This is a genomic window from Pseudomonas sp. PB101, assembly GCF_009764265.1.
GTDB lineage: Bacteria > Pseudomonadota > Gammaproteobacteria > Pseudomonadales > Pseudomonadaceae > Aquipseudomonas.
In genome coordinates this window covers 32,444-51,069 of the sequence record NZ_RWIR01000058.1, presented here as the reverse complement: position 1 = coordinate 51,069, position 18,626 = coordinate 32,444, and the positions used below count along the sequence as shown (strand labels likewise).

The 18,626-nt window shown below is 61.0% G+C and carries 22 protein-coding genes; 15 read left to right on the top strand and 7 right to left on the bottom strand.

Annotated features, from left to right (window positions below):
- The first annotated feature begins 373 nt into the window (after positions 1 to 373).
- Both rhtA and EI969_RS18000 read left to right on the top strand, forming a co-directional pair.
- Positions 374 to 1,261 (top strand): threonine/homoserine exporter RhtA, encoded by an 888-nt coding sequence (gene rhtA / locus EI969_RS18005; RefSeq protein ID WP_160388981.1) that lies wholly within the window; start codon positions 374 to 376, stop codon positions 1,259 to 1,261.
- A gap of 169 nt (positions 1,262 to 1,430) precedes the next feature.
- Positions 1,431 to 1,712, top strand: a complete 282-nt coding sequence (locus EI969_RS18000; RefSeq protein ID WP_160388980.1) for a hypothetical protein — start codon at positions 1,431 to 1,433, stop codon at positions 1,710 to 1,712.
- A gap of 15 nt (positions 1,713 to 1,727) precedes the next feature.
- On the opposite strand, the gene EI969_RS17995 is transcribed toward EI969_RS18000, so the two are convergent.
- On the bottom strand, positions 1,728 to 2,288 hold the full coding sequence (locus tag EI969_RS17995; protein WP_160388979.1) for a TetR/AcrR family transcriptional regulator: 561 nt from the start codon (positions 2,286 to 2,288) through the stop codon (positions 1,728 to 1,730).
- A 94-nt stretch (positions 2,289 to 2,382) separates the two neighbouring features.
- On the opposite strand from EI969_RS17995, the gene EI969_RS17990 reads away from it, so the two are divergent.
- Both EI969_RS17990 and EI969_RS17985 read left to right on the top strand, forming a co-directional pair.
- Positions 2,383 to 3,111, top strand: a complete 729-nt coding sequence (locus tag EI969_RS17990) for an SDR family oxidoreductase (protein ID WP_160388978.1) — start codon at positions 2,383 to 2,385, stop codon at positions 3,109 to 3,111.
- 36 nt (positions 3,112 to 3,147) lie between these two features.
- Positions 3,148 to 3,738, top strand: coding sequence for a 2-hydroxychromene-2-carboxylate isomerase (locus tag EI969_RS17985; RefSeq protein WP_160388977.1), 591 nt, complete (start codon positions 3,148 to 3,150; stop codon positions 3,736 to 3,738).
- Here EI969_RS17985 and EI969_RS17980 read toward each other — a convergent pair.
- Positions 3,735 to 4,733: a zinc-dependent alcohol dehydrogenase family protein gene (locus EI969_RS17980; protein WP_160388976.1), complete on the bottom strand. Its 999-nt coding sequence runs from the start codon at positions 4,731 to 4,733 to the stop codon at positions 3,735 to 3,737. The genes EI969_RS17985 and EI969_RS17980 overlap by 4 nt on opposite strands.
- 104 nt (positions 4,734 to 4,837) lie before the next feature.
- On the opposite strand from EI969_RS17980, the gene EI969_RS17975 reads away from it, so the two are divergent.
- The gene (locus EI969_RS17975) at positions 4,838 to 5,758 is read left to right on the top strand and encodes a LysR family transcriptional regulator (RefSeq protein ID WP_178120722.1); all 921 of its coding nucleotides are present in this window, start codon (positions 4,838 to 4,840) and stop codon (positions 5,756 to 5,758) included.
- Here the strand turns inward: EI969_RS17975 and EI969_RS17970 are convergent.
- The 4 genes from EI969_RS17970 to EI969_RS17955 form a co-directional block, all read right to left on the bottom strand.
- Positions 5,751 to 7,559 (bottom strand): aminopeptidase P family protein, encoded by a 1,809-nt coding sequence (locus EI969_RS17970; protein ID WP_160388974.1) that lies wholly within the window; start codon positions 7,557 to 7,559, stop codon positions 5,751 to 5,753. The genes EI969_RS17975 and EI969_RS17970 overlap by 8 nt on opposite strands.
- A 65-nt stretch (positions 7,560 to 7,624) precedes the next feature.
- On the bottom strand, positions 7,625 to 8,782 hold the full coding sequence (locus EI969_RS17965; protein ID WP_160388973.1) for a cysteine desulfurase family protein: 1,158 nt from the start codon (positions 8,780 to 8,782) through the stop codon (positions 7,625 to 7,627).
- Positions 8,783 to 8,987: 205 nt separating this feature from the next.
- Complete coding sequence (locus tag EI969_RS17960; protein ID WP_160388972.1) at positions 8,988 to 9,602, bottom strand: LysE family translocator; 615 nt, start codon at positions 9,600 to 9,602, stop codon at positions 8,988 to 8,990.
- Between the two features lie 103 nt (positions 9,603 to 9,705).
- Complete coding sequence (locus EI969_RS17955) at positions 9,706 to 9,975, bottom strand: hypothetical protein (protein WP_160388971.1); 270 nt, start codon at positions 9,973 to 9,975, stop codon at positions 9,706 to 9,708.
- Positions 9,976 to 10,250: 275 nt separating this feature from the next.
- Between EI969_RS17955 and EI969_RS17950 the strand changes: the two genes are divergently transcribed.
- The 10 genes from EI969_RS17950 to EI969_RS17905 all read left to right on the top strand — a co-directional run bounded on the left by EI969_RS17950 (position 10,251) and on the right by EI969_RS17905 (position 18,283).
- Complete coding sequence (locus tag EI969_RS17950; protein WP_160388970.1) at positions 10,251 to 10,709, top strand: VOC family protein; 459 nt, start codon at positions 10,251 to 10,253, stop codon at positions 10,707 to 10,709.
- Between the two features lie 163 nt (positions 10,710 to 10,872).
- Positions 10,873 to 11,748, top strand: a complete 876-nt coding sequence (locus EI969_RS17945; protein WP_160388969.1) for an alpha/beta fold hydrolase — start codon at positions 10,873 to 10,875, stop codon at positions 11,746 to 11,748.
- 304 nt (positions 11,749 to 12,052) lie between these two features.
- Positions 12,053 to 13,255 (top strand): PepSY domain-containing protein, encoded by a 1,203-nt coding sequence (locus EI969_RS17940; protein ID WP_160388968.1) that lies wholly within the window; start codon positions 12,053 to 12,055, stop codon positions 13,253 to 13,255.
- A complete protein-coding gene (locus tag EI969_RS17935; RefSeq protein ID WP_160388967.1) occupies positions 13,252 to 13,794 on the top strand; it encodes a thiamine pyrophosphate-binding protein in 543 nt (180 codons plus the stop codon). Before EI969_RS17940 ends, EI969_RS17935 begins: the two co-directional genes overlap by 4 nt.
- The gene (locus EI969_RS17930; RefSeq protein WP_160388966.1) at positions 13,791 to 14,120 is read left to right on the top strand and encodes a hypothetical protein; all 330 of its coding nucleotides are present in this window, start codon (positions 13,791 to 13,793) and stop codon (positions 14,118 to 14,120) included. Before EI969_RS17935 ends, EI969_RS17930 begins: the two co-directional genes overlap by 4 nt.
- A complete protein-coding gene (locus tag EI969_RS17925; protein ID WP_160388965.1) occupies positions 14,117 to 14,689 on the top strand; it encodes a DUF6162 family protein in 573 nt (190 codons plus the stop codon). The genes EI969_RS17930 and EI969_RS17925 overlap by 4 nt, the downstream gene beginning before the upstream one ends.
- Before the next feature lie 35 nt (positions 14,690 to 14,724).
- Positions 14,725 to 15,654 carry a metal ABC transporter substrate-binding protein gene (locus EI969_RS17920; RefSeq protein WP_160388964.1) on the top strand — a complete coding sequence of 310 codons (930 nt, stop codon included), beginning with the start codon at positions 14,725 to 14,727 and terminating at the stop codon, positions 15,652 to 15,654.
- On the top strand, positions 15,651 to 16,481 hold the full coding sequence (locus EI969_RS17915; RefSeq protein ID WP_256678331.1) for a metal ABC transporter ATP-binding protein: 831 nt from the start codon (positions 15,651 to 15,653) through the stop codon (positions 16,479 to 16,481). Before EI969_RS17920 ends, EI969_RS17915 begins: the two co-directional genes overlap by 4 nt.
- Complete coding sequence (locus tag EI969_RS17910; RefSeq protein WP_160388963.1) at positions 16,481 to 17,380, top strand: metal ABC transporter permease; 900 nt, start codon at positions 16,481 to 16,483, stop codon at positions 17,378 to 17,380. Before EI969_RS17915 ends, EI969_RS17910 begins: the two co-directional genes overlap by 1 nt.
- Positions 17,381 to 18,283 carry a metal ABC transporter solute-binding protein, Zn/Mn family gene (locus EI969_RS17905; protein WP_160388962.1) on the top strand — a complete coding sequence of 301 codons (903 nt, stop codon included), beginning with the start codon at positions 17,381 to 17,383 and terminating at the stop codon, positions 18,281 to 18,283. It begins immediately after the preceding gene.
- 73 nt (positions 18,284 to 18,356) lie between these two features.
- Here the strand turns inward: EI969_RS17905 and EI969_RS17900 are convergent, their stop codons facing one another.
- Positions 18,357 to 18,581, bottom strand: coding sequence for an MbtH family protein (locus EI969_RS17900; protein WP_150718166.1), 225 nt, complete (start codon positions 18,579 to 18,581; stop codon positions 18,357 to 18,359).
- Positions 18,582 to 18,626 lie beyond the last annotated feature (45 nt).

Here is an 18,626-nt window from a genome sequence, read left to right as displayed (position 1 = left end):
GTTTTCAAGGAATCCTTAACAACTTCAACCACTTGCGCTTCAGATCTCTCATCAGCGGGAGGCGAATTCTACAGCGTTACACGCTGCTGTCAACACCTCTTTTTCAACTTCCTTTTGGCTTCGATGAACTGAAGCACCTGCTATCGAAAACTGCGTAACTCATTGTTTACCAAGGAGTTTTCCGTTTCGACTGCGCCGGAAGTGGGGCGAATTATAGGCCTCCAGAATCTGCCGTCAAGCACTGATTCCGGTTTTCCAAAGATATGTGCAAAAACACTGCTTATATATAGACGCGCCCGCAGTGAATGCGCAGTATATTGCCCAACACACATAGAAACACCCTTGATTCCTATTTTTCGGACGATGCCACGTAATGAATGATCAGCCTCGCAGCCTGGCTTCTACCCTGTTCTCGGTTGGGCTGCTGCTCATCGCCATGGCCTCGATCCAGTCCGGTGCCTCCCTGGCCAAAAGCATGTTCTCCGTTGTCGGCCCTCAGGGAACGACGACACTACGCCTGATTTTCGCCAGCGTGATCATGATGCTGATCCTGCGTCCATGGCGGGCAAAACTCACCGCAAGGTCCCTGCGCACCGTCATCGTCTACGGCATGGCGCTGGGCGGCATGAACTTCCTCTTCTATATGTCACTGCAAACCGTTCCGCTGGGCATCGCGGTGGCCCTCGAGTTCACCGGCCCATTGGCCGTGGCGATCTATGCCTCGCGCCGCGCTATCGATTTTTTGTGGATCGCCCTGGCTGCCGTCGGCCTGCTGTTATTGATACCGACTGGAGAAGCCAGCGCAGGAATCGATCTGGTAGGTGCCGGTTATGCCTTGGGCGCCGGGGTCTGCTGGGCTCTGTACATTCTGTTCGGGCAAAAGGCCGGGGCCGACAATGGCGTGCAAACCGCCGCACTGGGAGTCATGATCGCCGCGCTCTTCGTAGCCCCGATCGGTATCGTCCATGCCGGCTCCGCTCTGCTGACCCCTTCCCTGATCCCAATTGCCCTGGGCGTCGCCGTCCTGTCCACCGCCCTCCCCTACACCCTGGAGATGGTCGCCCTGACCCGCATGCCTGCCAGAACCTTCGGCACGCTGATGAGCATCGAACCGGCGATCGGTGCGCTATCGGGCTTGCTGTTCCTGCATGAATACCTCTCGCTGTCGCAGTGGATGGCAATCATGTGCATCATTCTGGCTTCTGTCGGTGCAACCATGACCATGGGCGCTGCCGCCAGGCCCGCTGTAGCGGCAGATTGATAGCAGATATGACGCGGGTCTGGTATTTGCCGCTCAATTAGGCCATGTTTAGCCCCGCACTCCAGAGTCATGCCATGGACAATTTCAGATAGGGATATCGGTACGCTTCAAGCGAAAGCGAATGCAGTCAGACTCGGGCACAAGACCCGGGGACGCTATAAGGACAGTAATGAAACGAATTTTGATACTGATCGCCGTACTTGCAATTGCGGGCTGCGCAGCGACTTCCAACACACAGACCAAGCACGGCAAGAAAGGGTTACATATCAACTGTTCGGGGCTGTCTTCGTCCTGGGACAAGTGCTACGCCAGCGCCGCCAACTCCTGTGCGCCCAAGGGGTACAAGGTCATCGCCAAGTCGGGCGACTCCGTGGAAGAGCCCGGTGATTATCCGTTTGGTCTCAATCCTGCCGGCTATACCAGCCGCAGCATGATTGTCATCTGCAAATAGGCAGGGGCCGTCGAGTCAGGTTCTCGGGCTTGCGATCTGACGGCCGATTTCGTCGTAGCTGGACTTCAGCACTGTGCGCTGGATATCCGGGCTAGCCAGCATGCGCGCAACGACCAGCGCGCCAATGCATTGCGACAGGATTGCCCACGCCAGGCTGTCGCTTTGCAGGACACCCGCCCAACTTTCCTGAAGCCGACAAATCCAGTGCTCTGCCTGTTGCCGAACCGCCAGGTCGGAACGGGCGATTTCCGCTCCCAATGCCGGTAGCGCACAACCGGTTTCCGGACTCTCGACGTGAGACATGCTCAGGTACAGTTTCAGGCAGCGCTCAAGCTTGTCCCGGTCCTGTCCTACCCCCAGCCGCGCCAGGCTTTGTCCCAGCTCACGCTCGACAATGATGGCGAACAACTCGTCCTTGGACGAAAAGTGGCTATAGAAGGCCCCGCCACTCAAGCCAATCGCTTTCATCAGGCCGTCCACCCCCACCGTTGAAAATCCGGACTTCTTGGCCGACAACGCACTGCTTTCCAGCAGCTTCTGCCTGGTTTCCAGCTTGTGACTGGCCGAGTAACGCATTGTCCTTCTCCCGTAGTTGATCACCTTGACGCCTGTTCAATCGTAGCATAACGTTCGTTTAGTTAACGATCGTTTACCAAAAAGGGATCTACCCATGAATAACAAGAAGGTCGTACTGGTCGTCGGTGCAGGGGATGCCACGGGCGGCGCCATTGCCAAGCGTTTTGCCCAGGAAGGTTTTGTCGCCTGCGTCACCCGCCGAAGCGCGGACAAACTCCAGCCATTGGTGGATGCCATCAAGGCCGATGGTGGCGAGGCCCACGGTTTTGCCTGCGATGCACGCAAGGAGGAAGACGTGATCGCGCTGGTCGAGCAAATCGAAAGCCAGATCGGCCCCATCGAAGCCTTTGTCTTCAACATCGGCGCCAACGTGCCGTGCAGCATTCTCGAAGAAACCGCCCGCAAGTATTTCAAGATCTGGGAAATGGCCTGTTTTTCGGGTTTTCTCAACGGGCGTGAAGTGGCCAAACGCATGGCTAAGCGCCAGCGCGGCACGATCCTGTTCACCGGCGCCACCGCCGGCATGCGTGGCGCTGCCGGCTTCGCTGCATTTGCCGGTGCCAAGCACGGCATTCGCGCGCTGGCGCAAAGCATGGCTCGAGAGCTTGGCCCGATGAACATTCACGTTGCCCATGTCGTCGTCGACGGCGCGATCGATACCGACTTCATCCGCGAAAGCTTCCCCGAAAAATACGCCACCAAGGAACAGGATGGCATCCTCAATCCCGAGCATATCGCCGAAAACTACTGGTACCTGCACAGCCAGCCCCGCGACGCCTGGACCTTCGAGCTGGACCTTCGCCCCTGGAGCGAACGCTGGTAATTACCCTCAGACAACAATAAGACGAGCGCCTTGAACATGAGCAAAACCGTGGAGTTCTACTTCGACCTCGGCAGCCCCGCCACCTATCTGGCCTATACCCAGCTGCCAAAGATCTGCGCACAGACTGACACCCAGTTGATCTACATACCGCTCTTGCTGGGCGGAGTGTTCAAAGCCACCGGCAATGCCTCTCCGGCGACGGTCCCGGCCAAGGGCCGCTACATGTTTCAGGACCTGGACCGCTACGCCAAACGCTACGGCGTGCCCCTGAAATTCAATCCGCACTTCCCGATCAACACATTGATGCTGATGCGCGCCGTGACAGGCATGCAGTTACGCCACCCTGAACGCTTTGCCGCCTTCATCGACTGCCTGTTCAAGGCCCTTTGGGTCGACGGTCGCAGCCTGGACGAACCGGCGACCGTCGCCGCAGTGCTCAGCGAAAACGGTTTCGATCCACAAGAGGTACTGGCCCTGACTGCCGATGAAGAAGTCAAAGCCCTGCTCAAGGACAACACCGAAAAAGCCGTACAGCGAGGCGTATTCGGAGCCCCGAGCATGTTTGTCGATAACCGGCTGTATTTCGGCCAGGACCGACTGGACTTCGTACTCGAAGCCTTGAGTTAGATCTCGACCACCAACCGCCCCTTTGCCGCTCCCGACAAGAGCAGTTGATGGGCGGCCTCTGCGGACTCCAGCGTGAACGAGTGCGGGTCAAGCAATGGCGCGAGCTTGCCCGCTTCGATCAACCGCGCCGCATCGCGCAGAATCTCGCCGTGATGCTCGCGCCCCTGCCCCGTCAGCAACGGCAGCAAAGTGAAGACCCCGGAGTAAGTCGCCCCGCGAAAGGAAAGCGGTGCCAGACTGTGCTGCCCCCATCCAAGGCAACTGAGCACATGCCCGTGATACATCCGTACCGCCTTGAATGAGGCATCCAGGGTTTCGCCCCCCACTGTGTCATAGACAATGTCGAAGCCCTCACCGCCCGTATGCTCAGCCACATAGTCCTCAACCGAAGACTTGCGGTAATCGATGAACGTCGCGCCGAACCCTTCGATGATCGCTTGTTGCCCGGCCGAGCCCGTGGCAAAAACCTCGGCGCCAAAAGCGCTGGCGATTTGCACGGCGACATGGCCGACGCCACCGGCACCGCCATGAATCAATACCTTCTGCCCGGCTCGAACGCGAGCCCGGTCCACCAGGCCTTCCCACGCCGTAATCAGCACCAGCGGCAATCCGGCAGCCTCGCGCATGCTCAGGTTGTGCGGTTTGCGAGCCAACAGTCGCGCATCGACCGCCGCATATTCGGCCAATGAACCTTGAATACCGCCAATGCCGGTGGCCATGGCGTACACCTCATCCCCCGGCAGCCAGCCACTGACGCCCTCCCCCAGCGCCTCTACGGTCCCGGCCAGATCCATTCCCACTATCGCCGGCAATGGTTGAGCAGCATGGGCCGCCTGCCCGCAGCGGATTTTTCCATCCAGCGGATTCACGCCGCTGGCCTTGATCCTGACTAATATCTGCCCGGCCTGGGGCTCCGGACGTGCAATGGATACCAAACGCAATGGCGCATTGGCAGAGTCGACCATCAGAGCGCGCATATTCAGTGAGTCAGTCATTTCGCCATGTCCCGTCAGAAGTGGATGTGGGACCCATCCTGATTCGTTCAACTCCTGCCGATAAGACGCCATATCGCTATAGTGATCATGCCTGTTTGGCATCAATGAGGAATCCCGTGGACAAACTCAACGCAATGGCGATTTTCGTGAGGGTGGTCGAACGAGGCAGTTTCTCCGCCGTTGCCCGGGAGCTGCAGACCAGCCAGCCGACCATCAGCAAAGTGCTGCAGGCGCTGGAAAGCCAACTGGGCGGAAAGCTGATTGCCCGCAGTACCCGCAAGTTATCCCTGACAGACGAAGGTCAGCGCTATTACAACGAATGCCGGACGATCCTGGCCGCCGTGGATGCCGCAGAACATAGCTTCCAGTCCGGTCGGGAAAGGGTTGCCGGGGCGCTGAAAATCGGTTCGTCGGTCAGTTTCGGCCGCCTGCAGATCGCCCCGCGGTTGCCGGACTTTCTCAAACACTACCCCGACGTACAGATAGATTTGCAATTGAGTGATCAGAACCAGGACCTGGTCAGCGAAGGGATGGACGTCACCTTCCGCATCGGCACCCTGAACGACAGCGGCCTGATCGCTCGCCTTGTCGGCACCACCCATCGGGTGACCGTCGCCTCACCTGACTACCTCAGGCAAAACGGCCAGCCGCAAACGCCAGAGGAACTGGGCAGGCACAACTGCCTGATGTTCAACCTGCTGAGCAGTCAGAACCTGTGGGCTTACACAAAAGACGCGGAACGTCACGAGGTGCGGATCAAGGGCAATGCACAGAGCAACAATTCCGAGGCGATCCGCGAACTGGTGCTGGGGGGATTGGGAATTGCGCTGTCACCGGTGTGGTTGTTCAGCGAAGACCTGATTGCTGGCCGGGTGGTCGCGATTCTGCAGGACTACAACACGCTGTCGCTGCCGATCCATGCCGTATCCCCGGCGAATCGTCGCCAATCCGCCAGGGTCAAAGCCTTTGTCGACTTTATGGCTCAGGCGCTGGATAACGCGCCTGAGTTGCAGCCGGTCAAATAGCTGCGGTGCGGGTATTGAGCCACTCCAGTGCGGCGCCCTCGACCAATGGGCTCAGGCGTTCGCGCACTTCGGCGTGGTAGGCGTTGAACCACTGTTTTTCCTCTATGGTCAGCAGCGATGTTTCCAGGCAACGCGTGTCGATCGGGCACAGGGTCAGCGTTTCGAACTGCAAAAACTCGCCGAATTCGCTTTTGCCTGCCTCACGGTTCATCGCCAGGTTTTCGATGCGCACACCCCAACGCCCCGGACGGTAGGTGCCCGGCTCGATGGACGTGATCATGCCCGTTTGCATCGCGGTTTGCGGTGCAGGTGCGGCCTGATAGGCGATGACTTGCGGACCTTCGTGGACGTTGAGGAAGTAACCGACGCCATGACCGGTGCCGTGACCATAGTCGACACTTTCCGCCCAGATGGGCGCGCGGGCGATGGCGTCGAGCAGCGGCGACAGAATGCCTTTGGGGAACTGCGCGCGGGACAAGGCAATCACGCCCTTGAGCACGCGGGTGCAATCGCGTTTCTGCTCTTCGGTCGGCGTGCCCACTGCCACCATCCGCGTGATGTCGGTGGTGCCGCCCAGGTACTGGCCACCGGAGTCGATCAACAGCAGACCGTCCCCTTCGATGACCGCGTGTTCCTCTTCAGTGGCGTGGTAGTGCGGCATCGCGCCATTGGCGTTGTACGCGGCGATGGTATTGAAGCTCAGCGACACATAATCCGGGCGGCGCTCACGGGCCGCGGTGAGTTTTTCGTCGATGGTCAGTTCGGTGATGCGCTCGCGGCCCAGCGCCGAGTCCAGCCAGGCGAAGAATTCGCACAGCGCCGCACCGTCCTGTTCCATGGCCTGGCGGATGTGTTCGGCATCGGCCAGGCTTTTTTGCGATTTGGCCAGGGTCGTCGGGTTCAGGCCTTCGATCAGTTTCACCCCGCTGTCGAGGTTGTCCAGCAACCCCGCGGTGACCCGCGCCGGGTCGACTTGCAGGCTCGCGCCACTCGGCACGGCACGCAATGCGGCAGCGACTTCGCTGTAATCGCGCAAGGTCACGCCGTCCTGTTCGAGGACTGCACGCAACTCGGCGCTGACCTTGCTCAAGGCCACGAACAGCGTGGCCTGTTGCTGATTGATCAGGGCAAAGGAAACGAATACCGGGTTGAACGACACGTCGCCGCCGCGCAGGTTGAACAGCCAGGCGATGTCATCCAGTGTGGCGATGAAATGCCAGTCGGCACCGCGCGCCTTGAGGGTGTCACGCAGTTGGGCGAGTTTTTCGCCACGACTGACCGTCGCTTGCGGTGGCAGGTGTTGATAGATCGGTTCGTTCGGCAGACCTGGGCGGTCGCTCCAGACACCGCTCAACAGGTCGATGTCGGTGCGCAGACGGGCGCCACGCTCTTCAAGTTTGCTGCCCAGGGTCCGTGCCGAAGCCACGGCCATGACCGCGCCATCGACTGCCACAACGCCACCCTCGGGAGTTTGCTCAGCTAGCCATTCCAGTGGCCCGGGTTGACCGGGTTGCAGCTTGACCAGGTCAATGCCGCTGCCCTTGAGTTCCTTGGTCGCCTGCTCCCAATAACGGCTGTCGGCCCAGACGCCGGCAAAATCCGCAGTCACGATCAGGGTACCGACCGACCCATGGAAACCCGACAACCACTGGCGCCCCTGCCAGTAACCCGGCAGGTATTCGGACAGGTGCGGGTCGGCCGACGGCACCAGCAAGGCGTGAATGCCCTCCCGGCTCATCAGTTCGCGGGTTTGCGCCAGGCGCTGGGGCACCGATCCATTGATCGAAAACTGCGTATTCATCGTGTCTCCTGCTAACCACTTGGTCATTATTGTTGAGCGCCGATCAATGTCGGCGCTTCCTCGCCCTATTGCCAGAATGCCGGGGCACTGGCGCAGGCTGCCTTGATCAGTTGAACCGCCTGGTCGATATCCTGCTCGGTGGTGAAGCGCCCGAGGCTCAAGCGAATGGTGCGGCTGGCCGAACGGGCATCATGCCCCAGGGCCAGCAGCACATGGGATGGGGCGTTGCTCGCGGAATTGCAGGCCGAGGTCGCGGAAAACGCGATCGAGGCCAGTAACGCCGCCGGGTTGAACTCGCCTTCACTGAAGGTCAGGCTCAGGGTATGGGGGATGCGCCGGGTCGGGCTGCCGTTGAGACGCACACCGGGAATGCTCTGCAATTGCTCGAGCAAGCGCTCACGCAAATGCACGATGGTGGCTTTCTCTTCATCGAAGGACGCTGCCGCCAGTGCGAATGCCGAACCCATGGCCACGATCTGATGGGTCGCCAGGGTGCCGGAGCGCAAACCGCCCTCATGCCCGCCGCCATGGATCTGCGCCTGCAATCGCTGCTGTGCACGCGGCCCGACATACAACGCACCGATACCCTTGGGGCCGTACAGTTTGTGCGCGGAAAACGACATCAGGTCCACCGGCCACTGCGCGAGGTCGATCGCCACTTTGCCCGCACCCTGTGCGGCGTCGACATGGAACAATGCCCCGCGCTCACGCACCACCTGGCCAATGGCGGGTATGTCGTTGAGGGTACCCAGTTCGTTGTTGACCAGCATCAGCGACACCAGGAAGGTGTCCTCGCGCATGGCTTCGCTGACTGCCTGCGCAGTGATCAGGCCCTCGGCGTCCGGCACCAGATACGTCACGGCCACACCGGCATCCTGCAATTGCCTGGCGGTATCGAGAATGGCTTTGTGTTCGATCTGGCTGGTGATGATATGGCCGCCGCCGGTACCGCGGGCCTGGGCCACGCCCTTGAGCGCGAGGTTGTTGGATTCGGTGGCGCCTGAGGTCCAGACAATCTGCTCGGGCATCGCACCGACCAGTTCGGCGACCTGGCGTCGCGCCTGTTCCACCGATAGCCGGGCCTGCTGGCCGAAGATATGGGAGCTGGAGGCCGGGTTGCCGAAATTGCCGGTAAAGCCCAGACACTCGACCATCACTTTGATGACCCGCTCATCCACCGGCGTGGTGGCGGCGTAATCGAAATACAACGGACGTTTATTCATAAAAGACTCGCAGAGCGTGTTCCGGGATCAGGAAGCTCGTGACTGCAAACGGCAAAGCGCAGCCTTGTGAGCTGCGCGCTGTTTTCAGAACGTACCAATACCTGATCGGATGCCGTTAAAGAAGAACTACTTCATTTAAAAGTGCGTAGGAACGCTCCTGAAAAGTCAGCTTAACAGGCATCGGGCAACCGGTTGAAGCAATGCGTCAGCCAAAGCTTTCGAGCAACAGCGGATACAGCGAGACCACGAGCAGCGCGGCCATGCCCCAATTGAACAGGCGCAGCCAGCGGCGATCCTTCAGAACGCTGCGCAACAGCGTGCCGCAAGCGGCCCAGACACCGACGCTCGGCAGGTTGATGATGGCAAAAACCGCCGCGATCACGATCACATTGGTGAAGTAACCCTGCATCGGCGTGTAGGTGCTGATGGCGCCAATGGCCATGATCCAGGCCTTGGGATTGACCCACTGGAACGCGGCGGCGCCCAGATAACTGATCGGTTTCGCCTCGCTTTGCTGACTCTCCGACATGGGGCCGGAATGGGCGATTTTCCACGCCAGATACAGCAAATACGCCGCCCCCACATAACGCAGCACGGTGTAGAGCAAAGGGTACGTCTGGAATACCGCGCCAAGGCCAAAGCCGACCGCCACCACCAGTACAAAAAAACCACAGGTGATGCCGAGCATGTGCGGAATCGTGCGATTGAAGCCGAAGTTCACCCCGGATGCCAGCAACATGGTGTTGTTCGGACCGGGTGTGATCGAGGTGACGAGGGCGAACAGGGCGAAGCCCAGCAGCAGGTCGAGTGAGAGTGTCATGGTGGGCGCAGTCCGTGAGGGTCGGTCAGGTGTTGACCCTATCGCACACCCCGGGCGAAACCCATGGACAGTTACGCGAAACTTGCAGCAGTACAGTTTTGCCTCAGCTTGGACGACCGTGCAGCTGTACAGATCGCCCGACGCTCATTTCACCCTGATTATCGAAGCCGAACGACTTGCGCGGCTCGCCGAGCAGTTCGGCTTTTTTCGCGTGGTATTCCTCGAAGGACAACCCGCGACGGTTCAGCGCTTCCAGCGCCAGTTCCTTGCTTTCTTCAGCCGTGTAAGGGCGTAGTTCGGGGGAAACATGGCTGGCGCATCCGGAGAGCAGGGAGACGGCGAGCATCAGCATCGTAGCGATCATGGGTTTCATATCTGGCGTCCTGGCGACTGGGTTCGAGGCAATGAACACAGGCTACCCGCGCCTCCCGGGCAGCAGAAATCAACGCTTTCAATAGTGGCTATCAGGAAATGGCGATCATTGTCGAGGCGATGGGAACGCGTTGGCTGGAGCCGAGTTGATGGCACTTGTATTGCGCTGCTGCTCGTCGGCCGCTCGGTAAGCGCAAAGCGGCTGGCCTATATTTATCCAGTCGTACAACGGCACGGGCCGTTTCCATTCACACAATAAAAACAGGGAGATCCATCATGAGCGTCAAACCCATTCCAGAGGGGTATCACAGCATCACTCCCTATCTGGGCATCCACAAAGCTGCCGAAGCCATCGACTTCTACAAAAAAGCCTTCGGCGCCACTGAGGTCATGCGCCTGGCCATGCCCGACGGTGGCATCGGTCACGCCGAACTGCGCATCGGCGATTGCCCGATCATGTTGGGCACGCCCTGCGATCAGGGACCGTTGAGCAATCCGGACAATTCGCCGTCCGTGGGTCTGCATTTGTACGTGGAGGATGTCGACAAGTCCTACAAACAGGCCATCGATGCCGGTGCAACGGTTGTGTCGGAGGTCAAGGATCAGTTCTACGGTGACCGCTCGGGCACCTTGAAGGATCCCTACGGCCACCTGTGGTTCCTGGCCACGCGCAAGGAAGACCTGACCCAGGAGCAGATCGAGCAACGGGCCAGGGAGATGTTTGCCCAGGGGTGAAATCTTCAGCGTTGGAGCGGGCCTCTTCGCGAACAGGCTCGCTCCACAGTGGCGTACTGGCTGCCCGTTACACACGGTTCATGAATAAACACACCACGGTTTGTACCTTGCTCTCGGCCGCCGGGGATTTCAGGATGGCGGCAACCATTACAGGGAGCCACCCATGTTTGCCGGATTCCGCAAAGACCAGCGCCACGTCAACGCTGTAGACATCGCCTATCGGATCGGCGGTAACGGGCCTGCCCTGCTGTTGCTGCACGGTCATCCACAGACTCACGTCATCTGGCACAAGGTCGCCGAGCAACTGGCTGCACACTTCACCGTGGTGGCCGCCGACCTGCGCGGTTATGGCGATAGCGGCAAGCCGCCGGCCGATGAACAGCATGCCCACTATTCAAAACGGGAAATGGCCCGGGACGCCGTCGAGTTGATGCGATCCCTGGGCTTCGAGCGGTTTTCCGTGCTGGCCCACGACCGTGGCGCGCGGGTGGCTCATCGACTGGCACTCGATCATCCCGAGAGCGTGCAGCGCATGGTCTTGCTCGATATCGCCCCGACCCTGTCGATGTATACGCAAACCAACGAAGCCTTTGCGCGTGCCTATTGGCACTGGTTCTTCCTGATCCGTCCGGCACCGCTACCGGAAACCCTGATCGAGGCCGACCCGCAGGCCTATCTGCGCAGCGTCATGGGCAGCCGCAGCGCCGGGCTCAAGCCCTTCACTGACGAAGCCTTCGGCGAATACCTGCGCGGCCTGAAACAACCGGGCGCCGCACGCGGCATCTGCGAAGACTATCGCGCCAGCGCCAGCATCGACCTGGACCACGACCGCGCCGATATCGAGGCCGGTCATCATCTGAAGCTGCCCCTGTTGGTGTTGTGGGGCGCCGAAGGTACGGTCGGGCGCTGCTTCGAACCACTCAAGGAATGGCAACAAGTGGCGTGCGACGTGCGTGGCAAAGCGTTGCCGACCGGCCATTACATTGCCGAGGAGGCGCCAGAACTGCTGCTCGCCGAGGCGCTCGACTTTCTGCGCTGATACGTCCCCCCCGCGCCGGGTTCACCGCGCGCGGGTTGGTTCTCTCGTTGTTTCTCTCCCCTCCTCTGTGCCTCGCTCGCAATCACTGCGCGGCCCCTCCAGGCACTTTGCCAGCAAGCCAACTCCAGGTTTGCGGCAATGCGAAACATTTTCTTTCATTTCCCCGTTCGGGATTTCCTTTGCTCATCCGTCTTACATAGATGCAGTCCTGTCGCGTAGGCAAAAGCCACGACTGGACGTTCAGGGCGCTCCCCCCTGCGAAGCCCGCAGACGAGCTGCCTCTCATCCAGGCAAGACCTCCAATATGTCGAAGAAGTCCCGTTCAAAAATCTGGTTCCTGGTCCATAGCTGGCTGGCGCTGCCAATCTGGTTTTTCGTGCTGATCGTCTGCGTGACCGGCACCCTGGCGGTGATCAGCCAGGAAATCGTCTGGCTGGCCAACCCGCCCATGCGCGCCAGCCAGCCCGTGGACGATGCACCGCTGCTCAGTTATCAGCAGGTCATCGAGGCCATCAACAAGGCCGAGCCGCAGACCGTGGTGCAGAGCATCAGTCGGCCCGACGAGTCGCACTTCGCGCTGGATGTCGAAGTCAGCTATCCCGACGGGCGCTCGGTGGTGATTTACGTCAATCCGTACAGTGGCGTGATCCAGGGTGTCGCGCCGGAGTTCAACTTCCGCGCGTTCACCCGCGCCCTGCACGGTTGGTGGCTGGTGCCGTTCACCAATGGCTATAGCTGGGGCTGGTACCTGGTGTCGTTTCTTGGCTTGCCGCTGCTGGCTTCGCTCGTTACCGGACTGGTTGTCTACAAACGTTTCTGGAAAGGCTTTTTCCGCCCGACCCTGCGCATTCGCCACGGCGCGCGGATTTTCTGGGGCGACTTCCACCGCTTGAGCGGCATCTGGTCGATCTGGTTCATCGCGGTGATTTCTGTCACCGGCACCTGGTTCCTGATCCAGGCACTGCTGTTCGACAACCATATTTCCATTTCCACGGAAAAGATCATCCCGGCGATGTCCCGCGAAGCGGTACCGCTGTCGTCCGATGGTTCGCCTGCGCCGCGCATCGACCTTGACCGCGCGATTGCCATTGCCTCGCAGAAGATTTCCGGACTGGAGGCCAGTTTCGTCAGCCTGCCGGGCAATGCCTACAGCCATCTGGATGTCGGTGGACGCGGCTGGTATCCGCTGATGTTCCAGACCGCGACCATCAACCCGTATAACGGCGAAGTCGCCGCCACGCGCCTGATTTCGGACCGTTCGACCCTGGAGTTCGTCACCGAGTCCATGCGCCCGCTGCACACCGGGGATTTCGGTGGCCTGTGGATCAAGCTCATCTGGGCGTTCTTCGGCCTGTTGCTGAGCATGATGGTGCTCAGCGGTTTGTTGATCTGGACCAAGCGCACGGCCCTGGCCACGGCCAATGCCTTCAAGCGCAGCAACAAAAAACCCCGTATTACCCCTGCGCAACCGGCCACGAACAATGAACCATCGGAGGTCAACCTGTGAGCAAAGTCATTGCGGCCTCACAACCTTCGCGCCTGAGCGTGTTCTGGCACAAATGGCGCTTTCACCTGAATGTCCTGTTGCTCCTGATTCCACTCGGTTTCATGCCCAAGTACTTCGCCGACGAAGCGCTGATGCGTGGCGACAGTGGCCTGGGCGAACGCGAAGTCGGTGAAGTCCAGGTCGGCCCCTGGAGCCTGCGTCTGGCGGAGCTGCGCAACGCCGCGCCCACGCTCGATGGCCCGGCCGGCTACATGAAGGGTTTCAACGCGGCGCTGTGCGAGGCCTGCATCGGACAGGTCAAGGCCACTTACCTGCGCATCGGCAAACCCCGCAGCCTGCGCGCCGCCGGAGTGATTTTCTTCGGCACGCCGTACCGCATGGGCGCTTCGCTGCCCGTCCCGGAAAAGACCACGGCCAACGCCGAGCTGTGGATCACCATGGAAGGCTGGGACGGCTCCATGCATCAGGCATCCATTCCTTTGAGCCAGGCCTCCCCCTCCACCATCGCCTGGCTGAACAAACAAGGAGGCAAACCATGATCAACCCGCTTCGTCCACTCAATGCCGTGTTGCTGCTGCTCTGCGCCGGCTTCAGCGCCAGCGCGCTGGCCCACAACCCGATGTGCGAATGCAAGGCCATCGACGCCGAGCAGATCAAATGCACCGGCGGTTTTTCCGACGGCAGCGGCGCGCCGGGCGTGACCCTCGATGTGATCGGCTACGACGAAACCATTCTGGTGCCGGGCAAACTCGGCGCCGATTCGACCCTGACCTTCAAGAAACCGGGTGCCGAGTTCTACGTGCTGTTCGACGCAGGCCCTGGCCACGTGGTGGAAATCGACCAAGCGGACATCGAGGCACCATGAGCACGCCAACGACCCAAGTCGTACGCCCGGCCGGTGCCGGCCACGAAACCCTCTACGTCCTGCTTCTGTGCCTGCTGATCCTTGCGGTCGCAGGCTCGGTGGTGCTCTGGCGCGGTGAGTCCCATGAGGTCAGCAGCGTCAACAGCCACCAACTGGATGCGCGCCGCGACCTCAGTGCTTCCGAGCAAGGCATCTACGCCGATTTGCGGGTGACGCTGGACGAAATTCATTTGCTGCGCCAGGAACAGCAGACCCTGCCGACTCCCGAGGTCCTCGCCGACGAGGGTTTTGCCCCGTTTGCCCAGGACGCCAGCTCCGTCAGCCGTGGCGGCCATGCCTGGCAATTGCTCAACGCCAAGGCCTACTTCGGCCTGAGCCAGGTACCGACGGTCGCCGGCTCATTCCTGATGCGCCTGACTGCCACCGATGACGCTCCTGACATCTGGCTCAATCGCGCCAGCACGCTCACGGCTCCGGCCGATCTCAGCGATACCGCGCTCGAAAGCTCGGGCTGGCAACAGATCGTCGCGCAATACGATGCCGGCGTGACTCGCCAGCACCGGCACTGAATCCTCGCCCCCATCCGAGAGAAGACCGCTTTCCCATGCCCATTCCATCTCAACGTTCCACCTTGCGCTTGCTGCTGGTCGGCCTGCTGGCCTGCCTGCTGCCATCCCTCGCCAGTGCCGACGACGCAGCCAAACGCCTGCGCATCGGCATCACCCTGCATCCTTATTACAGCTACGTGGCGAACATCGTCGGCGACAAGGCCGAAGTGGTACCGCTGATTCCGGCCGGCTTCAACCCGCATGCCTACGAACCCCGCGCCGAAGACATCAAGCGCATCAGCGGGCTGGACGTGGTCGTGCTCAACGGCGTGGGCCATGACGATTTCGCCGACCGCATGATCGCCGCCAGCGAAACCCCGAACGTGCCGGTGATCGAAGCCAACGAAAACGTGCCGCTGCTGGCGGCCACCGGCGTGGCCGCACGTGGTGCCGGCAAAGTGGTGAACCCGCACACCTTCCTGTCGATCAGCGCATCGATCGCCCAGGTCAACAACATTGCCCGGGAGCTGGGCAAACTCGACCCGGCCAATGCCAAGGCCTACACCGAGAACGCCCGCGCCTACGGCAAGCGCCTGCGCAAGATGCGCGCCGACGCCCTGGCCAAACTGACCCAGGCGCCGAACGCCGAGCTGCGGGTGGCCACGGTGCACGCGGCGTACGACTACCTGCTGCGCGAATTCGGCCTGGAAGTGACTGCAGTGGTCGAGCCGGCCCATGGCATCGAGCCGAGCCCGAGCCAGCTGAAAAAAACCATCGATCAACTGCGTGAACTGGACGTGAAAGTGATCTTCTCGGAGATGGACTTTCCCTCCACCTACGTCGACACCATCCAGCGTGAGTCCGGGGTGAAGCTGTATCCGCTGTCGCACATCTCCTACGGCGAATACACCGCCGACAAGTACGAAAAGGAAATGACCGGCAACCTCAACACCGTGGTGCGGGCGATTCAGGAGTCTGGCGCATGACCTCGAAAGAAATCGAGCTACCTGTGGGAGCGAGCTTGCTCGCGAAGGCGCCAGCTCAGGCAACATCATCATTGAATGGCACAGCGCAATCGCGAGCAGGCTCGCTCCTGCAGGGTTCCGGGCCGACGCTGGATTTTGCCGACATCAGCCTGACCCTCGGGCGCACGACAATCCTCGACAACGTGACCTTTCAGGTCCGCCCCGGCAGCGTGCACGCACTGGTCGGCCCCAATGGCGGCGGCAAGAGTTCACTGATCAAGACCCTGCTCGGGCAGATGCCGCATCAGGGCCGCTTGAGCCTGCAATGGCCGGGCGAGCCCGGCACCATTGGCTACGTGCCACAGGCACTGGAATTCGACCGGGGCTTGCCGATGACCGTCGACGATTTCATGGCCGCCATGTGCCAGCGTCGCCCGGCCTTTCTCGGCTTGAGCAAACATTTCGCGGCGGCGATTGGCGAGGCCCTTGAACGGGTCGGCATGCAGGACAAACGCAAGCGCCGCATGGGCGCACTGTCTGGCGGTGAGCGCCAACGGGTGTTGCTGGCCCAGGGGTTGATTCCGCCTCCGCAATTGCTGGTGCTCGACGAGCCGATGTCGGCCCTCGATGAGGCCGGCATTCAAGTGTTCGAACGCTTGCTCGGCGACTGGCGAGCGGCGGGCATCACCGTGCTGTGGATCGAGCACGACCTGGAAGCGGTCGGGCGCCTGGCTGATCACGTCACCGGGCTCAATCGCCGCGTGCTGTTCGATGCCACGCCGCGACAGGCGCTGACACCAGAGCGTCTGTTGACGCTGTTCTCGACCCACCCACGGAGCCATGCCTGATGAGTTACGAAGCTTTTCGCCTGATGGTCCAGGGTTGGGCATCGTCGGGTTATCTGCCCGAGGCGCTGGCCTATGGGTTTGTGGTCAATGCCCTGCTCGCCGGCCTGCTGATCGGCCCGGTGCTGGGCGGCCTGGGGACATTGGTGGTGGTCAAGCGCTTCGCGTTTTTCTCCGAGGCGGTCGGTCACGCCGCGCTCACCGGCGTGGCCGTCGGCATTTTGCTCGGCGAACCCTACACCGGCCCCTACGGCAGCCTGTTCGGTTACTGCCTGCTGTTCGGCATCTTGCTCAACTACCTGCGCAACCGTACCGGCCTGGCACCGGACACCTTGATCGGCGTGTTCCTCTCGGTGTCGCTCGCACTGGGCGCGAGCCTGCTGTTGATTCTGGCGGGCAAGATCAACGTGCACATTCTGGAAAACGTGCTGTTCGGCTCGGTGTTGACGGTGAACGGCAATGACCTGCTGGTGTTGGCCATCGTCGGTTCGCTGGTCATGGCCCTGGCCTTGCCGTTGTACAACCGCATCATGCTCGCCAGTTTCAATCCGCAACTGGCGGCTGTGCGCGGGGTGGCGGTGAAGACCCTGGATTATCTGTTCGTGATTCTGGTGACGCTGATCACCGTTGCCGCGGTGAAAGTCATCGGCGCGATTCTGGTCGGCGCGCTGCTGGTGATTCCGGCGGCGGCGGCACGTTTGCTCAGCCAATCGCTGAAGGGCTTTTTCTGGTGTTCGGTGTTGATCGCCACCGTCAGCACGCTGTGCGGGATTCTCGCGCCGATTGTCTTCGACCTGCCGATTCCGTCCGGCGCCGCGATCATCCTCGTGGCCGGCATCGCCTTCGCCCTGGCCGCCCTCGCGCGCGGCATTGTCCCCAGCCTGAAAGGGAACCTTGGATAAATGATTTTTTCTCTGCGCCAACTGACCCTCGCCGTGGCCCTGTGCGGGCTGGCCACCACGACCTTCGCCGCCGGCAGCGGCAAACCGCTGCGCGTGCTGGCCTCCTTGCCGATTACTTATGGCCTGGGTGAGGTACTGCTCAAAGGCACCGATGTCAGCCTTGAACGCGCCGCGCCGGCCAATCTGCCCGGCAGTCGCCAGACCGCCTACTTCACCGGACGTGGCGCCCCGGCGCTGGCCGGTCTGGCGAACGATGCCGACGCGGTGATCGGCCTGCGCTCACTGTGGCCGGATGACCCGCTGTACCCGATCTCCCGACGCAGCAATATCCGCATCGTCGAAGTCGATGCCGCCCGCCCGGTGGATGGTGCCCTGCCCGGCATTGCGGTACAGCCCGACAACAAGGTCGACGGACTGAACAGCCAGCCCTGGCTCTCCAGCAACAACATGGGACGCATGGCCGATGTGATGGCGGCGGACCTGGTGCGACTGGCTCCCGAGGCCAAGCCGACCATCGACGCCAACCTGGCCACGCTGAAACAGCGCTTGCTCAAGCTCAGCGCCGCCAGCGAGGCGCGACTGGCCGATGCGGACAACCTCAGTGTGATGAGCCTGAGCGATCATTTCGGCTACCTGATCGGTGGTCTCAACCTGGAATTGATCGGTCAGGATGCACGTCCCGATGCCGAGTGGAGCGCCGATGCGCTCAAGCAACTGGGTACAACGCTCAAGGACAACGACGTGGCGGTGGTATTGCATCACCGGCAGCCGTCGGATGTTGTGAAAGCGGTGATTGCCGGAGCGGGTAGCCGCTTGGTGGTGCTGAGTACCGATGCCGAAGATCCGGTGGCGGAGCTGGAGGGGAATGTGGATCTGGTCATCAAGGGGCTGAGTGGCGCGTAACCCCGTGTTGCACACGACATGAAAAAGCCCGCTGACTGTCACCAGTCCAGCGGGCTTTTTCATGTGTGACGAATCAGTGTGCCACAGCCGCCTCGTCCATCTTCTGGCGCAGGCTCAACGGGCGCATGTCGGTCCAGGTCTCTTCGATATAAGCCAGGCATTCCTTTTTCAGGCCGCTTTTGCCCACGGTGCGCCAGCCTTGCGGCACGGCCTTGTAGTCGGGCCAGATCGAGTATTGCTCTTCATGGTTGACCACGACCTGAAAGAGGATGTCCTCGCGGTCGAATACTGAAGTCATGCTGTCTCTCCATCGATGTTGGGCGGGCTACGCCGTGTGCGCAGC

Coding starts and splice junctions, on each gene's coding strand:
- EI969_RS17925 (WP_160388965.1), top strand. CDS start 14,117: ATGAGCACGCCAACGACCCAAGTCGTACGCCCGGCCGGTGCCGGCCAC.
- EI969_RS17905 (WP_160388962.1), top strand. CDS start 17,381: ATGATTTTTTCTCTGCGCCAACTGACCCTCGCCGTGGCCCTGTGCGGG.
- EI969_RS17975 (WP_178120722.1), top strand. CDS start 4,838: ATGAGGAATCCCGTGGACAAACTCAACGCAATGGCGATTTTCGTGAGG.
- EI969_RS17985 (WP_160388977.1), top strand. CDS start 3,148: ATGAGCAAAACCGTGGAGTTCTACTTCGACCTCGGCAGCCCCGCCACC.
- EI969_RS17965 (WP_160388973.1), bottom strand. CDS start 8,782: ATGAATAAACGTCCGTTGTATTTCGATTACGCCGCCACCACGCCGGTG.
- EI969_RS17900 (WP_150718166.1), bottom strand. CDS start 18,581: ATGACTTCAGTATTCGACCGCGAGGACATCCTCTTTCAGGTCGTGGTC.
- EI969_RS18000 (WP_160388980.1), top strand. CDS start 1,431: ATGAAACGAATTTTGATACTGATCGCCGTACTTGCAATTGCGGGCTGC.
- EI969_RS17980 (WP_160388976.1), bottom strand. CDS start 4,733: ATGACTGACTCACTGAATATGCGCGCTCTGATGGTCGACTCTGCCAAT.
- rhtA (WP_160388981.1), top strand. CDS start 374: ATGAATGATCAGCCTCGCAGCCTGGCTTCTACCCTGTTCTCGGTTGGG.
- EI969_RS17990 (WP_160388978.1), top strand. CDS start 2,383: ATGAATAACAAGAAGGTCGTACTGGTCGTCGGTGCAGGGGATGCCACG.
- EI969_RS17970 (WP_160388974.1), bottom strand. CDS start 7,559: ATGAATACGCAGTTTTCGATCAATGGATCGGTGCCCCAGCGCCTGGCG.
- EI969_RS17940 (WP_160388968.1), top strand. CDS start 12,053: ATGTCGAAGAAGTCCCGTTCAAAAATCTGGTTCCTGGTCCATAGCTGG.
- EI969_RS17930 (WP_160388966.1), top strand. CDS start 13,791: ATGATCAACCCGCTTCGTCCACTCAATGCCGTGTTGCTGCTGCTCTGC.
- EI969_RS17960 (WP_160388972.1), bottom strand. CDS start 9,602: ATGACACTCTCACTCGACCTGCTGCTGGGCTTCGCCCTGTTCGCCCTC.
- EI969_RS17910 (WP_160388963.1), top strand. CDS start 16,481: ATGAGTTACGAAGCTTTTCGCCTGATGGTCCAGGGTTGGGCATCGTCG.
- EI969_RS17950 (WP_160388970.1), top strand. CDS start 10,251: ATGAGCGTCAAACCCATTCCAGAGGGGTATCACAGCATCACTCCCTAT.
- EI969_RS17995 (WP_160388979.1), bottom strand. CDS start 2,288: ATGCGTTACTCGGCCAGTCACAAGCTGGAAACCAGGCAGAAGCTGCTG.
- EI969_RS17920 (WP_160388964.1), top strand. CDS start 14,725: ATGCCCATTCCATCTCAACGTTCCACCTTGCGCTTGCTGCTGGTCGGC.
- EI969_RS17945 (WP_160388969.1), top strand. CDS start 10,873: ATGTTTGCCGGATTCCGCAAAGACCAGCGCCACGTCAACGCTGTAGAC.
- EI969_RS17955 (WP_160388971.1), bottom strand. CDS start 9,975: ATGAAACCCATGATCGCTACGATGCTGATGCTCGCCGTCTCCCTGCTC.
- EI969_RS17915 (WP_256678331.1), top strand. CDS start 15,651: ATGACCTCGAAAGAAATCGAGCTACCTGTGGGAGCGAGCTTGCTCGCG.